Origin of the sequence: Brachybacterium sp. Z12 (assembly GCF_014400405.1) — a bacterium.
Lineage (GTDB): Bacteria > Actinomycetota > Actinomycetes > Actinomycetales > Dermabacteraceae > Brachybacterium.
This window is the reverse complement of the sequence record NZ_CP060496.1, coordinates 1,982,563-1,996,303: the sequence shown is the minus strand read 5'-3', so window position 1 is coordinate 1,996,303 and position 13,741 is coordinate 1,982,563. Positions and strand designations below refer to the sequence as shown.

Below are 13,741 nucleotides of genomic sequence, written 5' to 3'. Positions count from 1 at the left end.
GCCGAGATCCGGGTCAGCCCGGCAGCGCTTCCAGGATTGCGTCGCCGTACTCGGCGAGCTTCTTCGCGCCGACGCCGCTGACGGTGCCCAGCTGGGCGACGGATTGCGGGCGCAGCTGCACGATGGCGACCAAGGTGGCATCGGAGAACACCATGTACGGAGGGATCTGCTTCTCCTTGGCGACCGAGGTGCGCCAGGTGCGCAAGGCCTCGAAACGCTCCCGCTCGGCGACTTCCAAGCTTTCGGCCGCGCGTGACCCACCACCGCTGCGCCCGGAGCGCGAGCGGGGTGGCTTGGCCGGGGTGCGATCTACGGCGAGCTCGATCGTGGTCTCGCTGCGCAGCAGCGGACCGGCCTGTGGGCCAGGGACCAGCACCCCGTAGTCGCCCTCTGCCTCGATGACGCCGCGGGCCAGCAGCTGCCTGATCGCGGTGCGCCATTCCTTCTCGCTGAGCTCCTCACCGATGCCCCAGACGCTCAGCTCCTGGTGACGGGACTGGGTGGAGCGCTCGTTCTCGCGGCCCAGCAGCACCTCGATCACCTGCCCGGAGCCGAACTTCTGGCCGCGTTCGCGGTCCAGCCGGATCAGCGCCGACAGCAATTTCTGGGCGGCGACCGTGGCATCCCACGTCTGGGGCGGGTTCAGGCAGGTATCGCAGTTCCCGCAGGCCTCGGTGTCCATCTCCTGCCCGAAGTAGTGCAGCAGCTGCACGCGGCGGCAGGAGACCGTCTCACACAGGGCGAGCATCGCGTCGAGGTGGGAGCGGGCATTGCGTTTGAACTGCTCACTGGCTTCCCCAGAATCGATGAACCGGCGCTGGTTGACCACATCGCCCAGGCCATAGGCCATCCAGGCAGTGGAGGGCTGGCCGTCGCGCCCGGCGCGCCCGGTCTCCTGGTAATAGCCCTCGATGGACTTGGGCAGATCGAGGTGGGCGACGAAGCGGACGTCCGGCTTGTCGATCCCCATGCCGAACGCGATCGTCGCGACGATGATCAGGCCGTCCGCGCGCAGGAACCTCTCCTGGTGGTCCTGGCGGACGGCCGCATCGAGGCCTGCGTGATAGGGGAGTGCCGGGATGCCGCGGGCGACGAGCGCCTCGGCGGTCTGCTCCACACTCTTGCGGGACAGGCAGTACACGATCCCGGATTCACCCTCGTGCTCGGTGGTGATCAGCCGCAGCAACTGTTCGCGCGGGGAGGCCTTGGGATCGATGCGGTACTGGATGTTGGGCCGGTCGAAGCTGGAGACGAAATGCTCCGCCTCCTGCATCCGCAGCCGCTCGGTGAGCTCACGGTGGGTGGCCTCGGTCGCCGTCGCGGTCAATGCAATGCGGGGCACCTGCGGGAAGGCCTCGGCGAGCACGGACAGCCCCATGTAGTCGGGCCGGAAATCGTGCCCCCATTGGGAGACGCAGTGCGCTTCGTCGATCGCGAACAGGGCCAGCTCGGCGCGACGCAGCAGGTCCTGGGTGCGGGGGGAGGACGAGCCGCTCCGGCGCCATGTACAGCAGGTCCAGCTCACCGGCCAGCAGCTGCTGCTCGACCGCCTGCGCCTCATGGAAGTCCAGGGTCGAGTTCAGGTATGCGGCCCGGATGCCGACGCTCTCGAGCGCTGCGACCTGGTCCGCCATCAGCGCGATCAGCGGTGAGACCACGATCCCCGTGCCCTCGCGCAGCAGCGAGGGGATCTGGTAGCACAGCGACTTGCCCCCGCCGGTGGGCATCAGCACCACGGCGTCCCCGCCGCGGGCGACATGGTCGATGATCGCGGCCTGCTCGCCGCGGAAGGAGTCGTAGCCGAAGACGGTCGACAGGATCTCCAGCGCGCGGTCGGTCTGCTCGGCATCGCCCTCGCGGAGAGCGGAGATCGGGTCGGTGGCGTACGGGGCATCCATGATGGCCACTGTATTCGGGCCGGAGGATGGGCGGGGACCCGTGGCCGCGGCTGTGGACGGCGACGGATACGACTCCACGAGGTGCCGACATCCTGCACGCCGCCGTCGGCTGGAACTCGTCGGGGACGTCGCCCTGCCCCGTGCGCTTGCGGGGACAGCGGCTTCAGTCCGCCTCGACCTCGGTGACGAACTCGTCCACGAGCGCAGCGATCTCCTCCGGGTGCTCACCGTTGATCGCATGGCTCGCGTCCGGGAACACCTCCACCCGTGCGTCCGGCAGCGCCGAGCGGGCGGTCTCCTCCGCTGTTGCCGGGTCGTGCATCACCGAGCGCCCGGCGAGGATGGCCAGGACGGGCACCTCGAGCGTCCCCAGCCGCTCCGGGGAGATCCGGGTCGGTGAGGGCTGGGCCATGCGGTAGTTCTTCATCCCGGCCTCGATCATGCGCGCCAGCGGGACGTCCTCCACCGGGCGCCGCCGGCCGTGTAGGAGTTGAAGGAGTCGCGCCACGACCTCGGCATCCAAGGGAACGCGGCGGGGATCGAGCGCAGCGCGGTGCCGAGGGGGATGTCGTCGAAGGTCTGGACCGGATCCAGGACGGTCAGGCTCGCGACGTGCTCGGGATGGTGCAGCGCGAGGTTGGTGGCGGTCCACCCGCCGATCGAGAGGCCGAGCACATGGAACTGCTCCTCTGGGAGGGCGGCGAGGGTCTGGTGGAGCCAGGCCGCTTTGTCCTCGTCCGAGGTGAGGGGCCTTTCCTGGATGCTGTGACCGGGCTCGCCGAGGAGGTCCATCGCGTAGACGTCACCGCCCTCCAGCAGGGAGGGGATGTTGTCCGCCATGACGGGGAGCCCGACGCCGTGCCCGGCAGGAGCACGACCGGATGCTCGGCATCGCCGGTGCCCTCGAAGCGGTACACCCGCACGACACCGAAGTCGGTGCGGATGTCGAGCGTCTCGGCCGGTGCGGGCAGTTCCGAGAAGGCGACTTCGTAGGCCTGGAGGTACGCGGCACGCCCTTCAGTCGAGCGCCAATGACCGATCGGTGCCGCTCGCGTGGCGCCGAGGAGGTACCCCGTGCCCAGCGCGCTCACCACGAGGAGCGCGATCAGGAGGTGGCGTCTGCGTGGGCGGCGGAGCCGACGGACGCTCTGGTGCTCGGTCATGCCGAGTCCCTTCGGTGGAGGACGGACGCATAATCGACCATGCGGTAGATTAGGCGTCATGTCAACCGGGAGAAGAGCCGGCCGTCCCGTCGGCGCACCGCAGCCACGGCGAGAGCAGCTAATCGCGCTGACGATCGAGCTGGTGGGGGAGCAGGGCTATGGGGACGCGACCCTCGGCCGCATCGCCGAGCGGGCAGAGCTCAGCAAGGCGAGCGTGCTCCACCACGTCGGCTCGGTCGCCGCACTGCTCGGCGCCGCCCACGAGCGGGTGATCTCGCAGATGGTCGCCGAGGTCGGGGCTGCGGTGGAGGCGGCTCCGAAGGCAGCGCGACCCCGTGCCTATATCACCGCGCTGATCGGATACTTCCGGGCGAACCCGCACCACACCCGGGTGGCCACAGAAGCCCTTGTGCGATGGGGGCATCCCGGGGAGTCCCGTGAGCGATGGGGACCGCTCGCGCAGCTGCTGCGCGAGGCGCGGGATACCCACGGCCTGTCGGGACCGGCGAACCTTCGCACGGCGGCGCTGGCAGTGGGCGGCGCCATCGACGCGATCGTCGCCGAGCACCAAAAAGACCCGTCCTACGACAGCGCACAGGCTGCGGAGGAGCTGGCTGGCGCGGTGGAGCGCCTGGTGGCGGCCCGACCGGAGGGGTGAGGCGCGGAGCGCAGGGCGGGTCGCCGTCTCACACCGCTGCGGCGACCTCCTGCGGAAGCTCCTCGGCGAGCGGCGGCTGCGCCCCGGCACGGCCGACGGTGATCGCCGCGCTGCGCAGCGCGATGCGGGCCCACGCCTCGGCCTGATGCCGGTGCATGGTGCCCGTGCGGAGCCCCGTATCCCCGCCGGAGGCCAGGATCGCGAAGAGCAGCCCCGACATGAACGAGTCCCCGGCGCCGATGGTGTCGACCACCGGGACCGAGGGGGCCGGCAGCTCGCTGCGCCAGCCCGGAGCGGCGAGCACGCAACCCTGGACGCCGCGCGTCACCACCAGCAGTCGCACCCCCAGCCCGTGCAGCCGCTCGGCGACCAGGTCGAGGGAGGCTCCCGGGTACATCCAGGAGAGGTCCTCATCGCTCATCTTCACCACGTGCGCGTGCCGTGCGGCGAGTTCGCACCGCGCACGCACCTGCTCCGGTCCCAGGCCGAGGCTGGGCCGCACATTCGGATCGAGGCTGATGAGAGTCCCGGGATCCGCCGCCGCGAGCGCCGCCACGACGTCTTCCGCCCCCGGCTCCACGACTGCCGCGAGCGAGCCGGTGTGGAGGAGACGGACGGGACCGGCTTCGAACGGGCCCGGGTCCCAGGAGATGTCGAAGTGGTAGCTCGCGGCGCCGTCCGCGTCCAGCCGGGCCTCCGCCGTCGAGGTCGCCGAGGGCGCGGGACCCATCGGCGGGCGCAGGACGACGCCGGCCGCGGCGAGGTGAGCTCGCAGAGCGGCGCCGTGCGCATCGGGACCGAGAGAGCACAGCAGCTCCGTGCTCACCCCGAGCCGGGCCAGGCCCACGGCCACATTGGCCGGGCTGCCGCCTGGTCGATGCCGCACCTTCCCGTCCGGCGAGCGGACGACGTCCATCAGCGCCTCTCCGACGACGAGCGCGACCGGCTCGCTCATGCGCCGGGCTCGACGTGGACGGTGGCCTCCGAGGCGCCGGGGAAGATCTGCTGCGACACCAGGGCACGGCCGCCGTCCAGCTCCAGGTCGATGCAGGAGCGATCGACCACCAGATCGAAGGAGACCTCCTCGGTGCCGGCTGCAGGCACATAGGGCGCGGAGCGGCCATGATCCCGGGCGAAGGTCGTCTCATGAGCGGCGCTCCGATCGACCACGATCTGTCCTGCGGCGTCCACCGAGAGCACCAGCTCGCGCGCCAGGTCGTCCTGGTCGAAGCGCAGCACGAGGCGGTGCGGGGTGCGCGCGGAGAGCACGCCGCGCAGGCGGAACGGCTCCGCGGCATCGAGCACCACCGGGCGGGCAGCGGCGGACAGGGCGCCGAGGTCCACGGTCCGAACCGCCTCGGGGACGATCAGATGCTGGATCAGGTCGAGGGTGCCGTCGGCCGTGGGCTCCAGATGGAGCGTCCGGGGCAGGGTCATCGACGATCGCCACGGAGCGGTCGGGGTCTGATGGGCGTAGTCCCAGTTGTTCATCCAGCCCATCAGCACCGGGTTGCCGCCCACCCCGGAGAAGGAGACCGCCGCATAGCAGTCCTGGCCCAGATCAAGCGGGCGCGGCGGCGCCTGCAACGTGAAGCTGCGGCCGTCGAAATCGCCGATCAGCACGTAGGTGCCGGAACCACCGGCGGGGCCGCCCGGATTGGTGCTGAGCACCATCACCCAGGCCTCGCGCGCGGATTTGCCAGCGGAGCCGGCGACCGGCACCCGCAGCAGATCGGGGCACTCCCAGATGCCGCCGTCGATCTCAGGGTGGGTGAAGACCGAGGCGTGCTCCCACGAGAGCAGATCCGCAGAGGTGTGGAGATGGATCTGGAAGTCCACAGCCTCCACCGTGACCATGACCCATCGCTCGCTCTCCGCGTGCCAGAACACCTTCGGGTCCCGGAAGTTCGCGGAATCGCGATCCAGCACCGGATTGCCGGCGTAGTGGGTCCACTCGGTGCCGCCGTCGGTCGAGTAGGCGATCGACTGGGCCTGGATGCCCGCACGGGTGGGATGGGCCGCGGTGTACGCACTGGTGTAGAGGGCCACCAACGGGCCCGGCTCGCCCGGCGCCGCCAGCCCCGAGCTGTTCTGCGCGTCGTGGACGACGCTTCCGGAGAAGATCATCTCCTGCTCGGAGAAGCGCAGTGCCACAGGCAGGTGCGTCCACGTCGCCAGATCGTCGGAGACGGCATGGCCCCAGGACAGGTTGTCGTGATCGCTGCCCAGCGGGTTGTTCTGGTAGAAGAGATGCCACCGGCCGTCGTGAAGGATCATGCCGTTCGGATCGTTCATCCAGGTCGATTCAGGGGTGAAATGGAATCGGGGGCGGTGCACGTCGGTGCGAGACACATCGGCGCTGGTGCTGGACAGGGACTGCTCAGTGGTCGTCATTCTCTTCTTCTCTTCGGGGTCTGTCGGGAAGTGGTGGCAGCAGGCAAGACAGGGTTCAGGGGTCAGGCGTTCTCGAGGAAGCGGTCGTAGGCGGTCTGGTACACCTCGACGATCTCGGGCAGTCCGATCGACTCGAGCTGGGCGACGTAGCCGTCCCACTCGTCCTCGATGCCTCCCTTGACGATCCAGGTGGAGACCTTCTCGTCCACGAGCGTCTTCACGTCGGCCTCGATGGTGCTGATCCGGTTCAGCTCCTCGACCGACAGCATCACCGGCGGGTACTTCTCGTTGGCACGGTGCGGCGCGTAGAACTCAGAGATCTGGGCCTGACGCTCGGCGGCCCTCGGCTCGGGCAGGACGACCGTCTCGAAGTCCTCGGCGGTGATGATCTTCGGCCCGCCGGGGGCGACCTTCACCCGGCGCTCCTGCTCGGTACCGCCACCGGTGACAGGGATCTGCTCGAGCATCCCCTGGTCGTTCAGCTCCTGGGACACGCCGACCGGTCCCCAGTTCGCCTGTGCGCTCATGGCCGGGTCGAACAGCATGTCGGCCCAGCGCAGCGTCGCCGCGGCGTACTGGTTGGTACGGCTGATGGCGAAGGCACCGCGGTTGATCTCCTGGTTGTTCTCGACACAGGCGCGCTGCACCCCGTCGGGCCCGGGGAAGATCGGCACGAGCTGGTACTGATCAGCCCGCTCGGCGCCGACCACCTCGGAGATCTCCCAGAAGTAGAACGAGCCGAGGCTCTGCGGCTCGGCCTTCCCCTCGCGATGAACTTGACGTAGTCCTGGGCGAAGGACTCCTGGTCGATGAGCCCTTCGCCGTACCAGGTGTGGAGGGTGGCGATCGCATCGCGGAAGCCGTCCTTGTCCGCGGTGAACACGACCTTCCCGTCCTGGACGATGCGGTGGTCGGCATTGTCGGCCTGCCCGCCGATCGCGGCGATGAGGTCCGCGATGTCCCCGGCGCCGATGAAGGACAGGGGCAGCACGCCGGAAGGGCCGCCCCCCTTGAAGGCGAGCAGGGCCTCGTGGTATTCGTCCACCGTCGTGGGCATCTCCAGGCCGTACTGGTCGAGCCAGTCGGTGTTGATGAAGAGCATCCGCGGGAACTCGACGAGGCCGAGCTCCTCGACGCTCGGCAGCGTGTAGATGTGCCCGTCGGACGCGGTCATCGCGGATCTGATGTCCGGGCGCTCCTCGAGGATGCCGTGCAGCGTGGGTGCGTGCTCGGGGATGAGCTCCTCGAGGGCGATGAAAGTGCCGTTGGCGCCGTACTTCGCGACCTCCGCGTCGGACAGACCGGTGTTGAACAGGGCGTCGGGGAGCTCGCCGCTGGCGAGCAGGAGGTTCTTCTTCTCGTTCCAGACCTCGTCCGGTTCGTTGACCCAGTTGATCGTGATGCCTGAATCCTCCGTCCAGGTCTCGGCGAGCTCCATGGTCTCGTAGTCCGGGGCGAGGGCGGACTTCGCGCCGCCGAATTTCAGCGTGAGCTCCTCGCTGACGACCGGAGCCCGGAGTCGGTGAGGCCGGCGTCGGCGGAGAGATCCTCGGTCTCCTGCGCGGAGGGCCGGCTGCAGGCGGCGAGTCCGACGGTCAGGGAGAGAGCGGTGGCACCGAGGGTGAACTGGCGACGGGACAGCATGAGGGGACTCCTTCGTCGTGGCTGTTGTGCGGTTGTACGTATGACTGGGTGTTCGGGATGCGCGCGGATAGGAGAACGGTCAGCTCTTGAGCGCACCGAGGGTGGCGCCCTTGATGAAGTGGCGCTGGAGGAACGGGAACGCGATGAGCAGCGGGATCGTGGAGACCACGATCATCGAGTACTTCAGCAGCTCGCCCATCTTCTGGGCGGCGGCCGTGGAGTCCATCGAGGCCATGTCCATGCCGGAGGCGGAGGCCTGCGACTGGATGAGCACGTTGCGCAGGATGAGCTGGAGCGGGTACTTCGACTCGTCGCTGAGGTAGATCATCGCGTCGAAGAAGGCGTTCCAGTTCGCGACGATGTGGATCATCGCCATGAGGACGATGAGCGGCTTCGACAGCGGCAGCGCGATGCTGAAGAAGAACCGGAAGTCGGAGGCTCCGTCCAGCTGCGACGCCTCCCGCAGCTCGGGGAGAGGTTCTGCTCGAAGAAGGTGCGGGCGATGACCAGGTTCCAGACGCCCACGGCGCCGGGCAGGACCACGGCCCACATGGTGTCGAGCATCCCCAGCTCCTTCACCACGAGGTAGCGGGCGATCATGCCGCCGTCGAAGAACATCGTGATCACGAACAGGATCATGAAGAGGTTCCGACCCGGCATGTCCTTGCGGGCCAGGGCATAGGCCCCGAACAGGATCATCGAGACGCTGAGCACGGTGCCGACCACCGTGTACAGCACGGAGTTGAGGAAACCGCGCACGATGGTCGAGGTGCTGAAGATCGTGACGTAGCCGTCGAAGGTGATGCCCCGCGGGAACAGGACGACCTTGCCCTGCTGGACGAGGTTCGGATCGGAGATCGACGCGATGACGATGAAGTACAGCGGATAGACGATCAGGAGGATCGCGATCGCGATGATCCCGTAGGTGACGATCACGAAGAGCGGATCGGCGATGCGGTTGACGAAGGTCTGCCTGCGCGGCGTGAAGGAGCTGCGCTGGAGAGGATGGGTGCTGTTCTGGGTTGTCATCGGGATCACCACAGGCTCGACTGGTTGGCCTTCTTCGCGACCCAGTTGAAGGTCACCAGAAGGAGGAGGTTCAGGACGGAGTTGAACAGTCCGATGGCCGCCGAGTAGCTGAACTGGGCGCCCTGCAGACCGACCTTGTAGACGTAGGTGTTGATGACCTCGGAGGTGGGCAGGTTGAGGTCGGTCTGCATGAGATAGACCTTCTCGAAACCGAGGTTGAAGATGTTGCCCACGGCCAGGATGAACAGGATCGTGATCACCGGGAGGATGCCCGGGATGTCGATGTGGCGGATCCGCTGGAAGCGGTGCGCGCCGTCCATGCGTGCCGCCTCGTGGAGCGAGGGGTCGATCGCGGTGAGCGCGGCGAGGTAGATGATCATCGAGAAGCCGGCGTTCTGCCAGACGTCGGAGCCGATGTAGAGCGGCCTGAACCACTCGGGCGCTCCCATGAAGAAGATGGGTTGCCCGCCGAAGGTGCCGATCAGGTGGTTGACGAGGCCGGAGCTCGGCGAGAACAGCAGGTGGATCATGCCGACCACCACCACGACCGAGATGAAGGACGGCGAGTAGAGGATGGTCTGGGTGAGCCTTTTGAAGCGCTCGCTGGGCAGCTGGTTGACGATCAGGGCCAGGATGATCGGCACCGGGAACGCGACCAGCAGGCCGACGGTGTTGATGGTCAGCGTGTTGGCGACGATGCGCTCGAACTGGAAGCTCGTGATGAAGGTCTGGAAGTGCTCCAGACCGACCCATGGGCTCCAGAAGAAGCCGTCCACCGGGTTGTACTCGCGGAAGGCGATCTGTGCGCCGTACATCGGCCAGTACTTGAAGACCACAGGTAGATGACCGCAGGAGCCAGTAGTACGTATAACTGCCAGCTTTGGACGATGCGTCGCACCCGCGTGCGGCGCGCAGTGGCACGCGGGGACGGGGGCGGGGTCGGGGCCCCCGGCGGTGCAGCGGTCTGCGGGGCGGGAGGTCCGACGGCGGTGTCGGTGGTCATGCGTCAGCGTCCTTTCGGGGGCGACGGATCCGCGGTGGATCACGGGACAGGGGATGAGGTGGGTCTCGGGGCGGGCTGCGGGATCCAGCACGAGGGCGGCGGCACGCTCGCCCATGGCGATGAACGGCAGCTGCACGGTGGTCAGCGGAGGGTGGAAGAAGTCCCGCAGGACGTCCTGGTCGTCGAAGCCGACGATCGAGACGTCCTCAGGGATGCGCAGGCCCAGCTCCGCGATGGCCTGGTAGGCGCCCAGCGCCGTCCGGTCGTTGCCGCAGAAGATCGCCGTCGGCGGATCCTCGAGCGCGAGCAGGGCCTGCACCCCCTCGTCGCCGCTTCGATGGATGCCCTCGCCGGCATGGATGAGGCTCGGGTCCAAGGCGATGCCCGCCTCCTCCAGGGCGCGCTGGTGCCCGCGGCGGCGACCGCGGGCGGCGGGAATCTCCTCCGTGGGATGGATGTTGATCATGCCGATGCGCGTGTGCCCAGCCTCCAGCAGGACTCGGGTCGCGTCGTACCCGCCCTTCTCCTCGTCGGGGATCACGCTCGGGGTGCTCCCCGTGAGGTCGCGGGCATTCAGGGTGACGGTGCGGGTCTCCAGAGCGCTGCGCGGCACCTCGAGCTCGCGGTGGTACATGGCCGTGTACAGGATCCCGCGCACCTGATGGGACAGCATCGTCTCGATGGCGGCCGCTTCGAGTGCGGCGTCCCCGCCCGTGTCGACGGTCATCAGCGTGTTGCCCTCCGCCCACGCGCAGTCCTGGGCGCCCTTGATCATCTGCCCCGAGAAGGGGAGGTGGCGACCTCGTCACCCACCAGGCCGATGATCTCGGAGACGCCGGTCTTGAGCGTCTTCGCCTGCAGGTTGGTGCGGTATCCGAGGCTCTCTGCCGCCTCGCGGATCCGCTCTGCGGTCCGCTCGGAGGCGCGCCCCGCGTAGCGCCCGCCGAGCACGAGCGACACGACGGCCTGGGACACACCGGCTTCGGCGGCCACGTCGTTCATGGTGGGGCGCTGCGCCATGCCGTGCTCCTCGGTACCGGGTCCCTCGGGCTTCCGAGCGACGGACGTTATTCGTATGACGTAGATACTGAGGGTTGTGATCCCCGGCTGTCAAGAGGCGCAGGGTGGCGAAAATCGATGATTCTGATGGTGAGGGGGCAACATGGCGCCCGCGCGCTCGCCATCTCCATCGCCGGCGACCCGGGACGGCCCGGGCCGCCCAGCGGCTCAGTCGCAGGTGTCGCAGATGCCCGTCGCCGGCAGCGCGTAGAAGCAGCTCGGGCAGAAGCTCAGCCGCTCCTCGCCCTTGGACGAGGTGGCCGAGCGGGGACGGAAGGAGGACAGCGCCAGGCCGTGCCATTCCGGATCCGGGCGGTCCTCGGGGGCGAGCCCCTTGCGGAACTCCACATAGCCCGGGTACAGGTACATCACCGAACGGCCTTCGGAATCCTGCGCCGTGACGCTGCCGTTGGAGGATGTGCGGTAGAAGGTGAGCGCCTCGACCCGGTCGAAGTGCTCACCGATCAGTCGGATATCTCCGACGGACCAGTCGGGGTTCCAGCCCAGTGCTTCGGTGCGGGTCATGCGCCGGCGGTGGGAGAGATCGACAGTCATCTCCCCAGTAGAGCACGCTTCCGCCGGGACCGCGCCGTGAGGGGGCCTCCCAGATGGCTCGCCGCGCGCCGGATATCCCCTACCCGGCGCGCGAACCGCGAAATCTTCTCACAAGCTGGTGGTGCCGCGGGCCAGGGCAGCGGCGGGCTCGATACGCTGTGGGAAGGCCAGGCCCACCACCACCGGGGCACGGGCCGAGGAAAGGCGGTTCCATTGACCCTCACAGATCTGCTCGAGGCGCTCGATGCGGGCGACAGGATCGTGGCGGACTCGCCTCTGCACGAGGTGATGCACTCCACCAGCCAGGAGGCTCTGCGGATCACCGGCGAGCTCAACGGCGGTTACCGCGAGCCGGCCCGGGTGCGGGAGCTGCTCGCGGAGCTCACCGGGCGCGAGATCGACGAGAGCGTGACCCTGTTCCCGCCGTTCACCTCGGATTTCGGCAAGAACATCCGTCTGGGGAAGCGCGTGTTCCTCAATGCCGGCTGCCGCTTCCAGGACCAGGGCGGGATAGAGATCGGCGACGACTGCCTCATCGGCCACAACACCATGATCGCCACCCTCAACCACGACCTCGTTCCCTCACGGCGCGGAGACCTGCAGCCGGCGCCAGTGATCATCGGGCGGAACGTCTGGATCGGTGCGAACGTGACGATCCTTCCCGGAGTCACCATCGGTGATGATGCCGTCGTCGCCGCCGCCTCGGTGGTCACCAAGGACGTTCCTGCCAAGGCTCTCGTCGTCGGATCCCCGGCGCGCGCGCTGCGCAGCGTGGAGGAATGAGGCCTCAGCGCTTGTGGTAGAGCTGCTTGCGCAGGAACCGAGGCTCGGAGGTCACCGAGATCCCGAGGTTGCGGAAGATGTCCTCGTCCACAGTGCCCAGGATCGTGGTGGTGTGCACATCGCAGCCGGCCAGGCTGCGCAGCTGGTCGATCGCACGGCGCGCGTTCTCATCGCTCGAGGCGGAGACCGACAGGGCGATCAGCACTTCATCGGTATGCAGGCGGGGGTTGCGGGAACCCAGGTGCTCCGTCTTCAGCGTCTGGATCGGCTCGATCGACGAGGGGAGAGCAGCTGCACCGCATCCTCGAGGCCAGCCAGGTGCTTGAGGGCGTTCAGCAGCATCGCGGCCGAGCAGCCCAGCAGCGGTGACGTCTTGCCGGTGATCAGCGTGCCGTCGGCCAGCTCGATCGCTGCCCCCGGCTCCCCGGTGCGGGCCTCGACCGCGAGCGCCGGCTCTACCACCGCCCGGTCGCTCAGCGAGCATCCCGCCCTGGACATGATCATCCCGATCCGCTGCGAGACGACATCGTCCTCGTCCCCGATCCGCTCGGACATCAGTGCCTTGTAGTAGCGGCGGATGATCTCCTGCTTCGAGGCGTCACGGCACACCTGATCGTCGATGATGCAGTCGCCCACCATGTTCACGCCCATGTCGGTGGGGGAGGCGTACGGAGAGGCGCCTGTGAGCCGCTCCAGCAGCGTGCGCAGCAGCGGGAACACCTCGACGTCGCGGTTGTAGCTGGTCACCTGCTCGCCATAGGCGGCCAGATGGAAGGGGTCGATGAGGTTCAGATCGTCCAGATCAGCCGTCGCCGACTCGTAGGCGAGGTTCACCGGATGCGAGAGCGGGAGGTTCCAGATCGGGAAGGTCTCGAACTTCGCGTACCCCGCACTGACCCCGTGGGCATGGTCGTGGTAGATCTGCGAGAGGCAGGTGGCGAGCTTCCCCGAACCCGGGCCCGGCGCGGTCACCACGATCAGATCCCGGCTGGTGCGCACGTACTCGTTCGCACCGAACCCCTGTTCGGAGACGATCCGTGCAGTGTCCTGCGGGTACCCGGGGATCACGGTGTGCCGGGCGACGTTCAGCCCCAGCCGCTCCAGCCGTTCGATGAACGCGTGCGCCACATGGTTGGAGTCCTCCAACTGGGTCAGCACCACGTTCTCCACCAGGAAGCCGTGCTCACGGAAGATGTCGATCAGCCGCAGCAGATCGTCCTCGTAGGAGATCCCCAGATCGGCGCGGACCTTCTGCCGCTCGAGATCCTTCGCATTCAGGCAGACCAGGATCTCCAGCTCGTCCCGCAGCCGCTCCAGCATCGCGATCTTGTTGTCGGGGGTGAACCCGGGCAGCACCCGCGAGGCGTGATGGTCGTCGAAGAGCTTCCCGCCCATCTCGAGGTACAGCTTCCCGCCGATCTCGTCCCGGCGCTGCTGGATGTGCCGCGACTGCAGCTCGATGTACCTCTCGCGGTCGAAGCCGATCGCGGGGGAGGGGGACGGGGAGCTGGAGAGAAGATCCGAGACGGTCACCCCGGCACGCTAGCACCGACCC

Annotated in this window: 14 protein-coding genes and 2 pseudogenes; 2 read left to right on the top strand and 14 right to left on the bottom strand. The window is 68.1% G+C overall.

Features of this window, described 5'->3' with window-relative positions; translation table 11 throughout:
- Positions 1–13: 13 nt before the first annotated feature.
- From recQ to H3H54_RS10550, 3 genes and pseudogenes are all read right to left on the bottom strand, one after another.
- Positions 14–1,898, bottom strand: a pseudogene (gene recQ, locus H3H54_RS10560) (DNA helicase RecQ).
- A gap of 163 nt (positions 1,899–2,061) precedes the next feature.
- Positions 2,062–2,340: an alpha/beta fold hydrolase gene (locus H3H54_RS10555; RefSeq protein WP_262423864.1), complete on the bottom strand. Its 279-nt coding sequence runs from the start codon at positions 2,338–2,340 to the stop codon at positions 2,062–2,064.
- On the bottom strand, positions 2,337–2,738 hold the full coding sequence (locus H3H54_RS10550; RefSeq protein ID WP_262423863.1) for an alpha/beta hydrolase: 402 nt from the start codon (positions 2,736–2,738) through the stop codon (positions 2,337–2,339). Before H3H54_RS10550 ends, H3H54_RS10555 begins: the two co-directional genes overlap by 4 nt.
- 321 nt (positions 2,739–3,059) lie before the next feature.
- Here H3H54_RS10550 and H3H54_RS10545 point away from each other — a divergent pair, with 321 nt between their 5' ends.
- The gene (locus tag H3H54_RS10545) at positions 3,060–3,719 is read left to right on the top strand and encodes a TetR/AcrR family transcriptional regulator (RefSeq protein WP_316249009.1); all 660 of its coding nucleotides are present in this window, start codon (positions 3,060–3,062) and stop codon (positions 3,717–3,719) included.
- Between the two features lie 28 nt (positions 3,720–3,747).
- Here H3H54_RS10545 and H3H54_RS10540 read toward each other — a convergent pair whose 3' ends face one another.
- The 10 genes from H3H54_RS10540 to H3H54_RS10495 form a co-directional block, all read right to left on the bottom strand.
- A complete protein-coding gene (locus tag H3H54_RS10540) occupies positions 3,748–4,674 on the bottom strand; it encodes a carbohydrate kinase (RefSeq protein WP_262423861.1) in 927 nt (308 codons plus the stop codon).
- The gene (locus H3H54_RS10535) at positions 4,671–6,113 is read right to left on the bottom strand and encodes a glycoside hydrolase family 32 protein (RefSeq protein WP_262423860.1); all 1,443 of its coding nucleotides are present in this window, start codon (positions 6,111–6,113) and stop codon (positions 4,671–4,673) included. The genes H3H54_RS10540 and H3H54_RS10535 overlap by 4 nt, the downstream gene beginning before the upstream one ends.
- A gap of 62 nt (positions 6,114–6,175) precedes the next feature.
- Positions 6,176–6,640, bottom strand: a complete 465-nt coding sequence (locus H3H54_RS10530; protein WP_262423859.1) for a hypothetical protein — start codon at positions 6,638–6,640, stop codon at positions 6,176–6,178.
- Positions 6,637–7,551 carry an extracellular solute-binding protein gene (locus tag H3H54_RS10525; protein ID WP_262423858.1) on the bottom strand — a complete coding sequence of 305 codons (915 nt, stop codon included), beginning with the start codon at positions 7,549–7,551 and terminating at the stop codon, positions 6,637–6,639. The genes H3H54_RS10530 and H3H54_RS10525 overlap by 4 nt, the downstream gene beginning before the upstream one ends.
- Positions 7,552–7,595: 44 nt before the next feature.
- Positions 7,596–7,757, bottom strand: a complete 162-nt coding sequence (locus H3H54_RS10520) for a hypothetical protein (RefSeq protein WP_262423857.1) — start codon at positions 7,755–7,757, stop codon at positions 7,596–7,598.
- A gap of 79 nt (positions 7,758–7,836) precedes the next feature.
- Complete coding sequence (locus H3H54_RS10515; RefSeq protein WP_262426456.1) at positions 7,837–8,169, bottom strand: hypothetical protein; 333 nt, start codon at positions 8,167–8,169, stop codon at positions 7,837–7,839.
- Positions 8,124–8,786: a carbohydrate ABC transporter permease gene (locus tag H3H54_RS10510; protein WP_262423856.1), complete on the bottom strand. Its 663-nt coding sequence runs from the start codon at positions 8,784–8,786 to the stop codon at positions 8,124–8,126. The genes H3H54_RS10515 and H3H54_RS10510 overlap by 46 nt, the downstream gene beginning before the upstream one ends.
- A gap of 5 nt (positions 8,787–8,791) precedes the next feature.
- A complete protein-coding gene (locus H3H54_RS10505) occupies positions 8,792–10,564 on the bottom strand; it encodes a substrate-binding domain-containing protein (RefSeq protein ID WP_262423855.1) in 1,773 nt (590 codons plus the stop codon).
- Complete coding sequence (locus H3H54_RS10500) at positions 10,561–10,809, bottom strand: LacI family DNA-binding transcriptional regulator (RefSeq protein ID WP_262423854.1); 249 nt, start codon at positions 10,807–10,809, stop codon at positions 10,561–10,563. Before H3H54_RS10500 ends, H3H54_RS10505 begins: the two co-directional genes overlap by 4 nt.
- A gap of 207 nt (positions 10,810–11,016) precedes the next feature.
- Positions 11,017–11,403 carry a hypothetical protein gene (locus tag H3H54_RS10495; protein ID WP_262423853.1) on the bottom strand — a complete coding sequence of 129 codons (387 nt, stop codon included), beginning with the start codon at positions 11,401–11,403 and terminating at the stop codon, positions 11,017–11,019.
- 213 nt (positions 11,404–11,616) lie between these two features.
- Between H3H54_RS10495 and H3H54_RS10490 the strand changes: the two genes are divergently transcribed.
- The gene (locus H3H54_RS10490; RefSeq protein ID WP_262423852.1) at positions 11,617–12,186 is read left to right on the top strand and encodes a DapH/DapD/GlmU-related protein; all 570 of its coding nucleotides are present in this window, start codon (positions 11,617–11,619) and stop codon (positions 12,184–12,186) included.
- 4 nt (positions 12,187–12,190) lie between these two features.
- Here H3H54_RS10490 and H3H54_RS10485 read toward each other — a convergent pair.
- Positions 12,191–13,719 (bottom strand): annotated as a pseudogene (locus H3H54_RS10485) (DUF1846 domain-containing protein).
- Between the last annotated feature and the right edge of the window lie 22 nt (positions 13,720–13,741).

Bases quoted from the DNA above. Each gene is read 5' to 3' on its own strand.
- H3H54_RS10505 (WP_262423855.1), bottom strand. From the start codon at position 10,564: ATGATCAAGGGCGCCCAGGACTGCGCGTGGGCGGAGGGCAACACGCTG.
- H3H54_RS10500 (WP_262423854.1), bottom strand. From the start codon at position 10,809: ATGGCGCAGCGCCCCACCATGAACGACGTGGCCGCCGAAGCCGGTGTG.
- H3H54_RS10525 (WP_262423858.1), bottom strand. From the start codon at position 7,551: ATGGAGCTCGCCGAGACCTGGACGGAGGATTCAGGCATCACGATCAAC.
- H3H54_RS10530 (WP_262423859.1), bottom strand. From the start codon at position 6,640: ATGAGCGCACAGGCGAACTGGGGACCGGTCGGCGTGTCCCAGGAGCTG.
- H3H54_RS10510 (WP_262423856.1), bottom strand. From the start codon at position 8,786: ATGACAACCCAGAACAGCACCCATCCTCTCCAGCGCAGCTCCTTCACG.
- H3H54_RS10535 (WP_262423860.1), bottom strand. From the start codon at position 6,113: ATGACGACCACTGAGCAGTCCCTGTCCAGCACCAGCGCCGATGTGTCT.
- H3H54_RS10540 (WP_262423861.1), bottom strand. From the start codon at position 4,674: ATGAGCGAGCCGGTCGCGCTCGTCGTCGGAGAGGCGCTGATGGACGTC.
- H3H54_RS10550 (WP_262423863.1), bottom strand. From the start codon at position 2,738: ATGGCGGACAACATCCCCTCCCTGCTGGAGGGCGGTGACGTCTACGCG.
- H3H54_RS10495 (WP_262423853.1), bottom strand. From the start codon at position 11,403: ATGACTGTCGATCTCTCCCACCGCCGGCGCATGACCCGCACCGAAGCA.
- H3H54_RS10520 (WP_262423857.1), bottom strand. From the start codon at position 7,757: ATGCTGTCCCGTCGCCAGTTCACCCTCGGTGCCACCGCTCTCTCCCTG.
- H3H54_RS10555 (WP_262423864.1), bottom strand. From the start codon at position 2,340: ATGATCGAGGCCGGGATGAAGAACTACCGCATGGCCCAGCCCTCACCG.
- H3H54_RS10545 (WP_316249009.1), top strand. From the start codon at position 3,060: ATGCCGAGTCCCTTCGGTGGAGGACGGACGCATAATCGACCATGCGGT.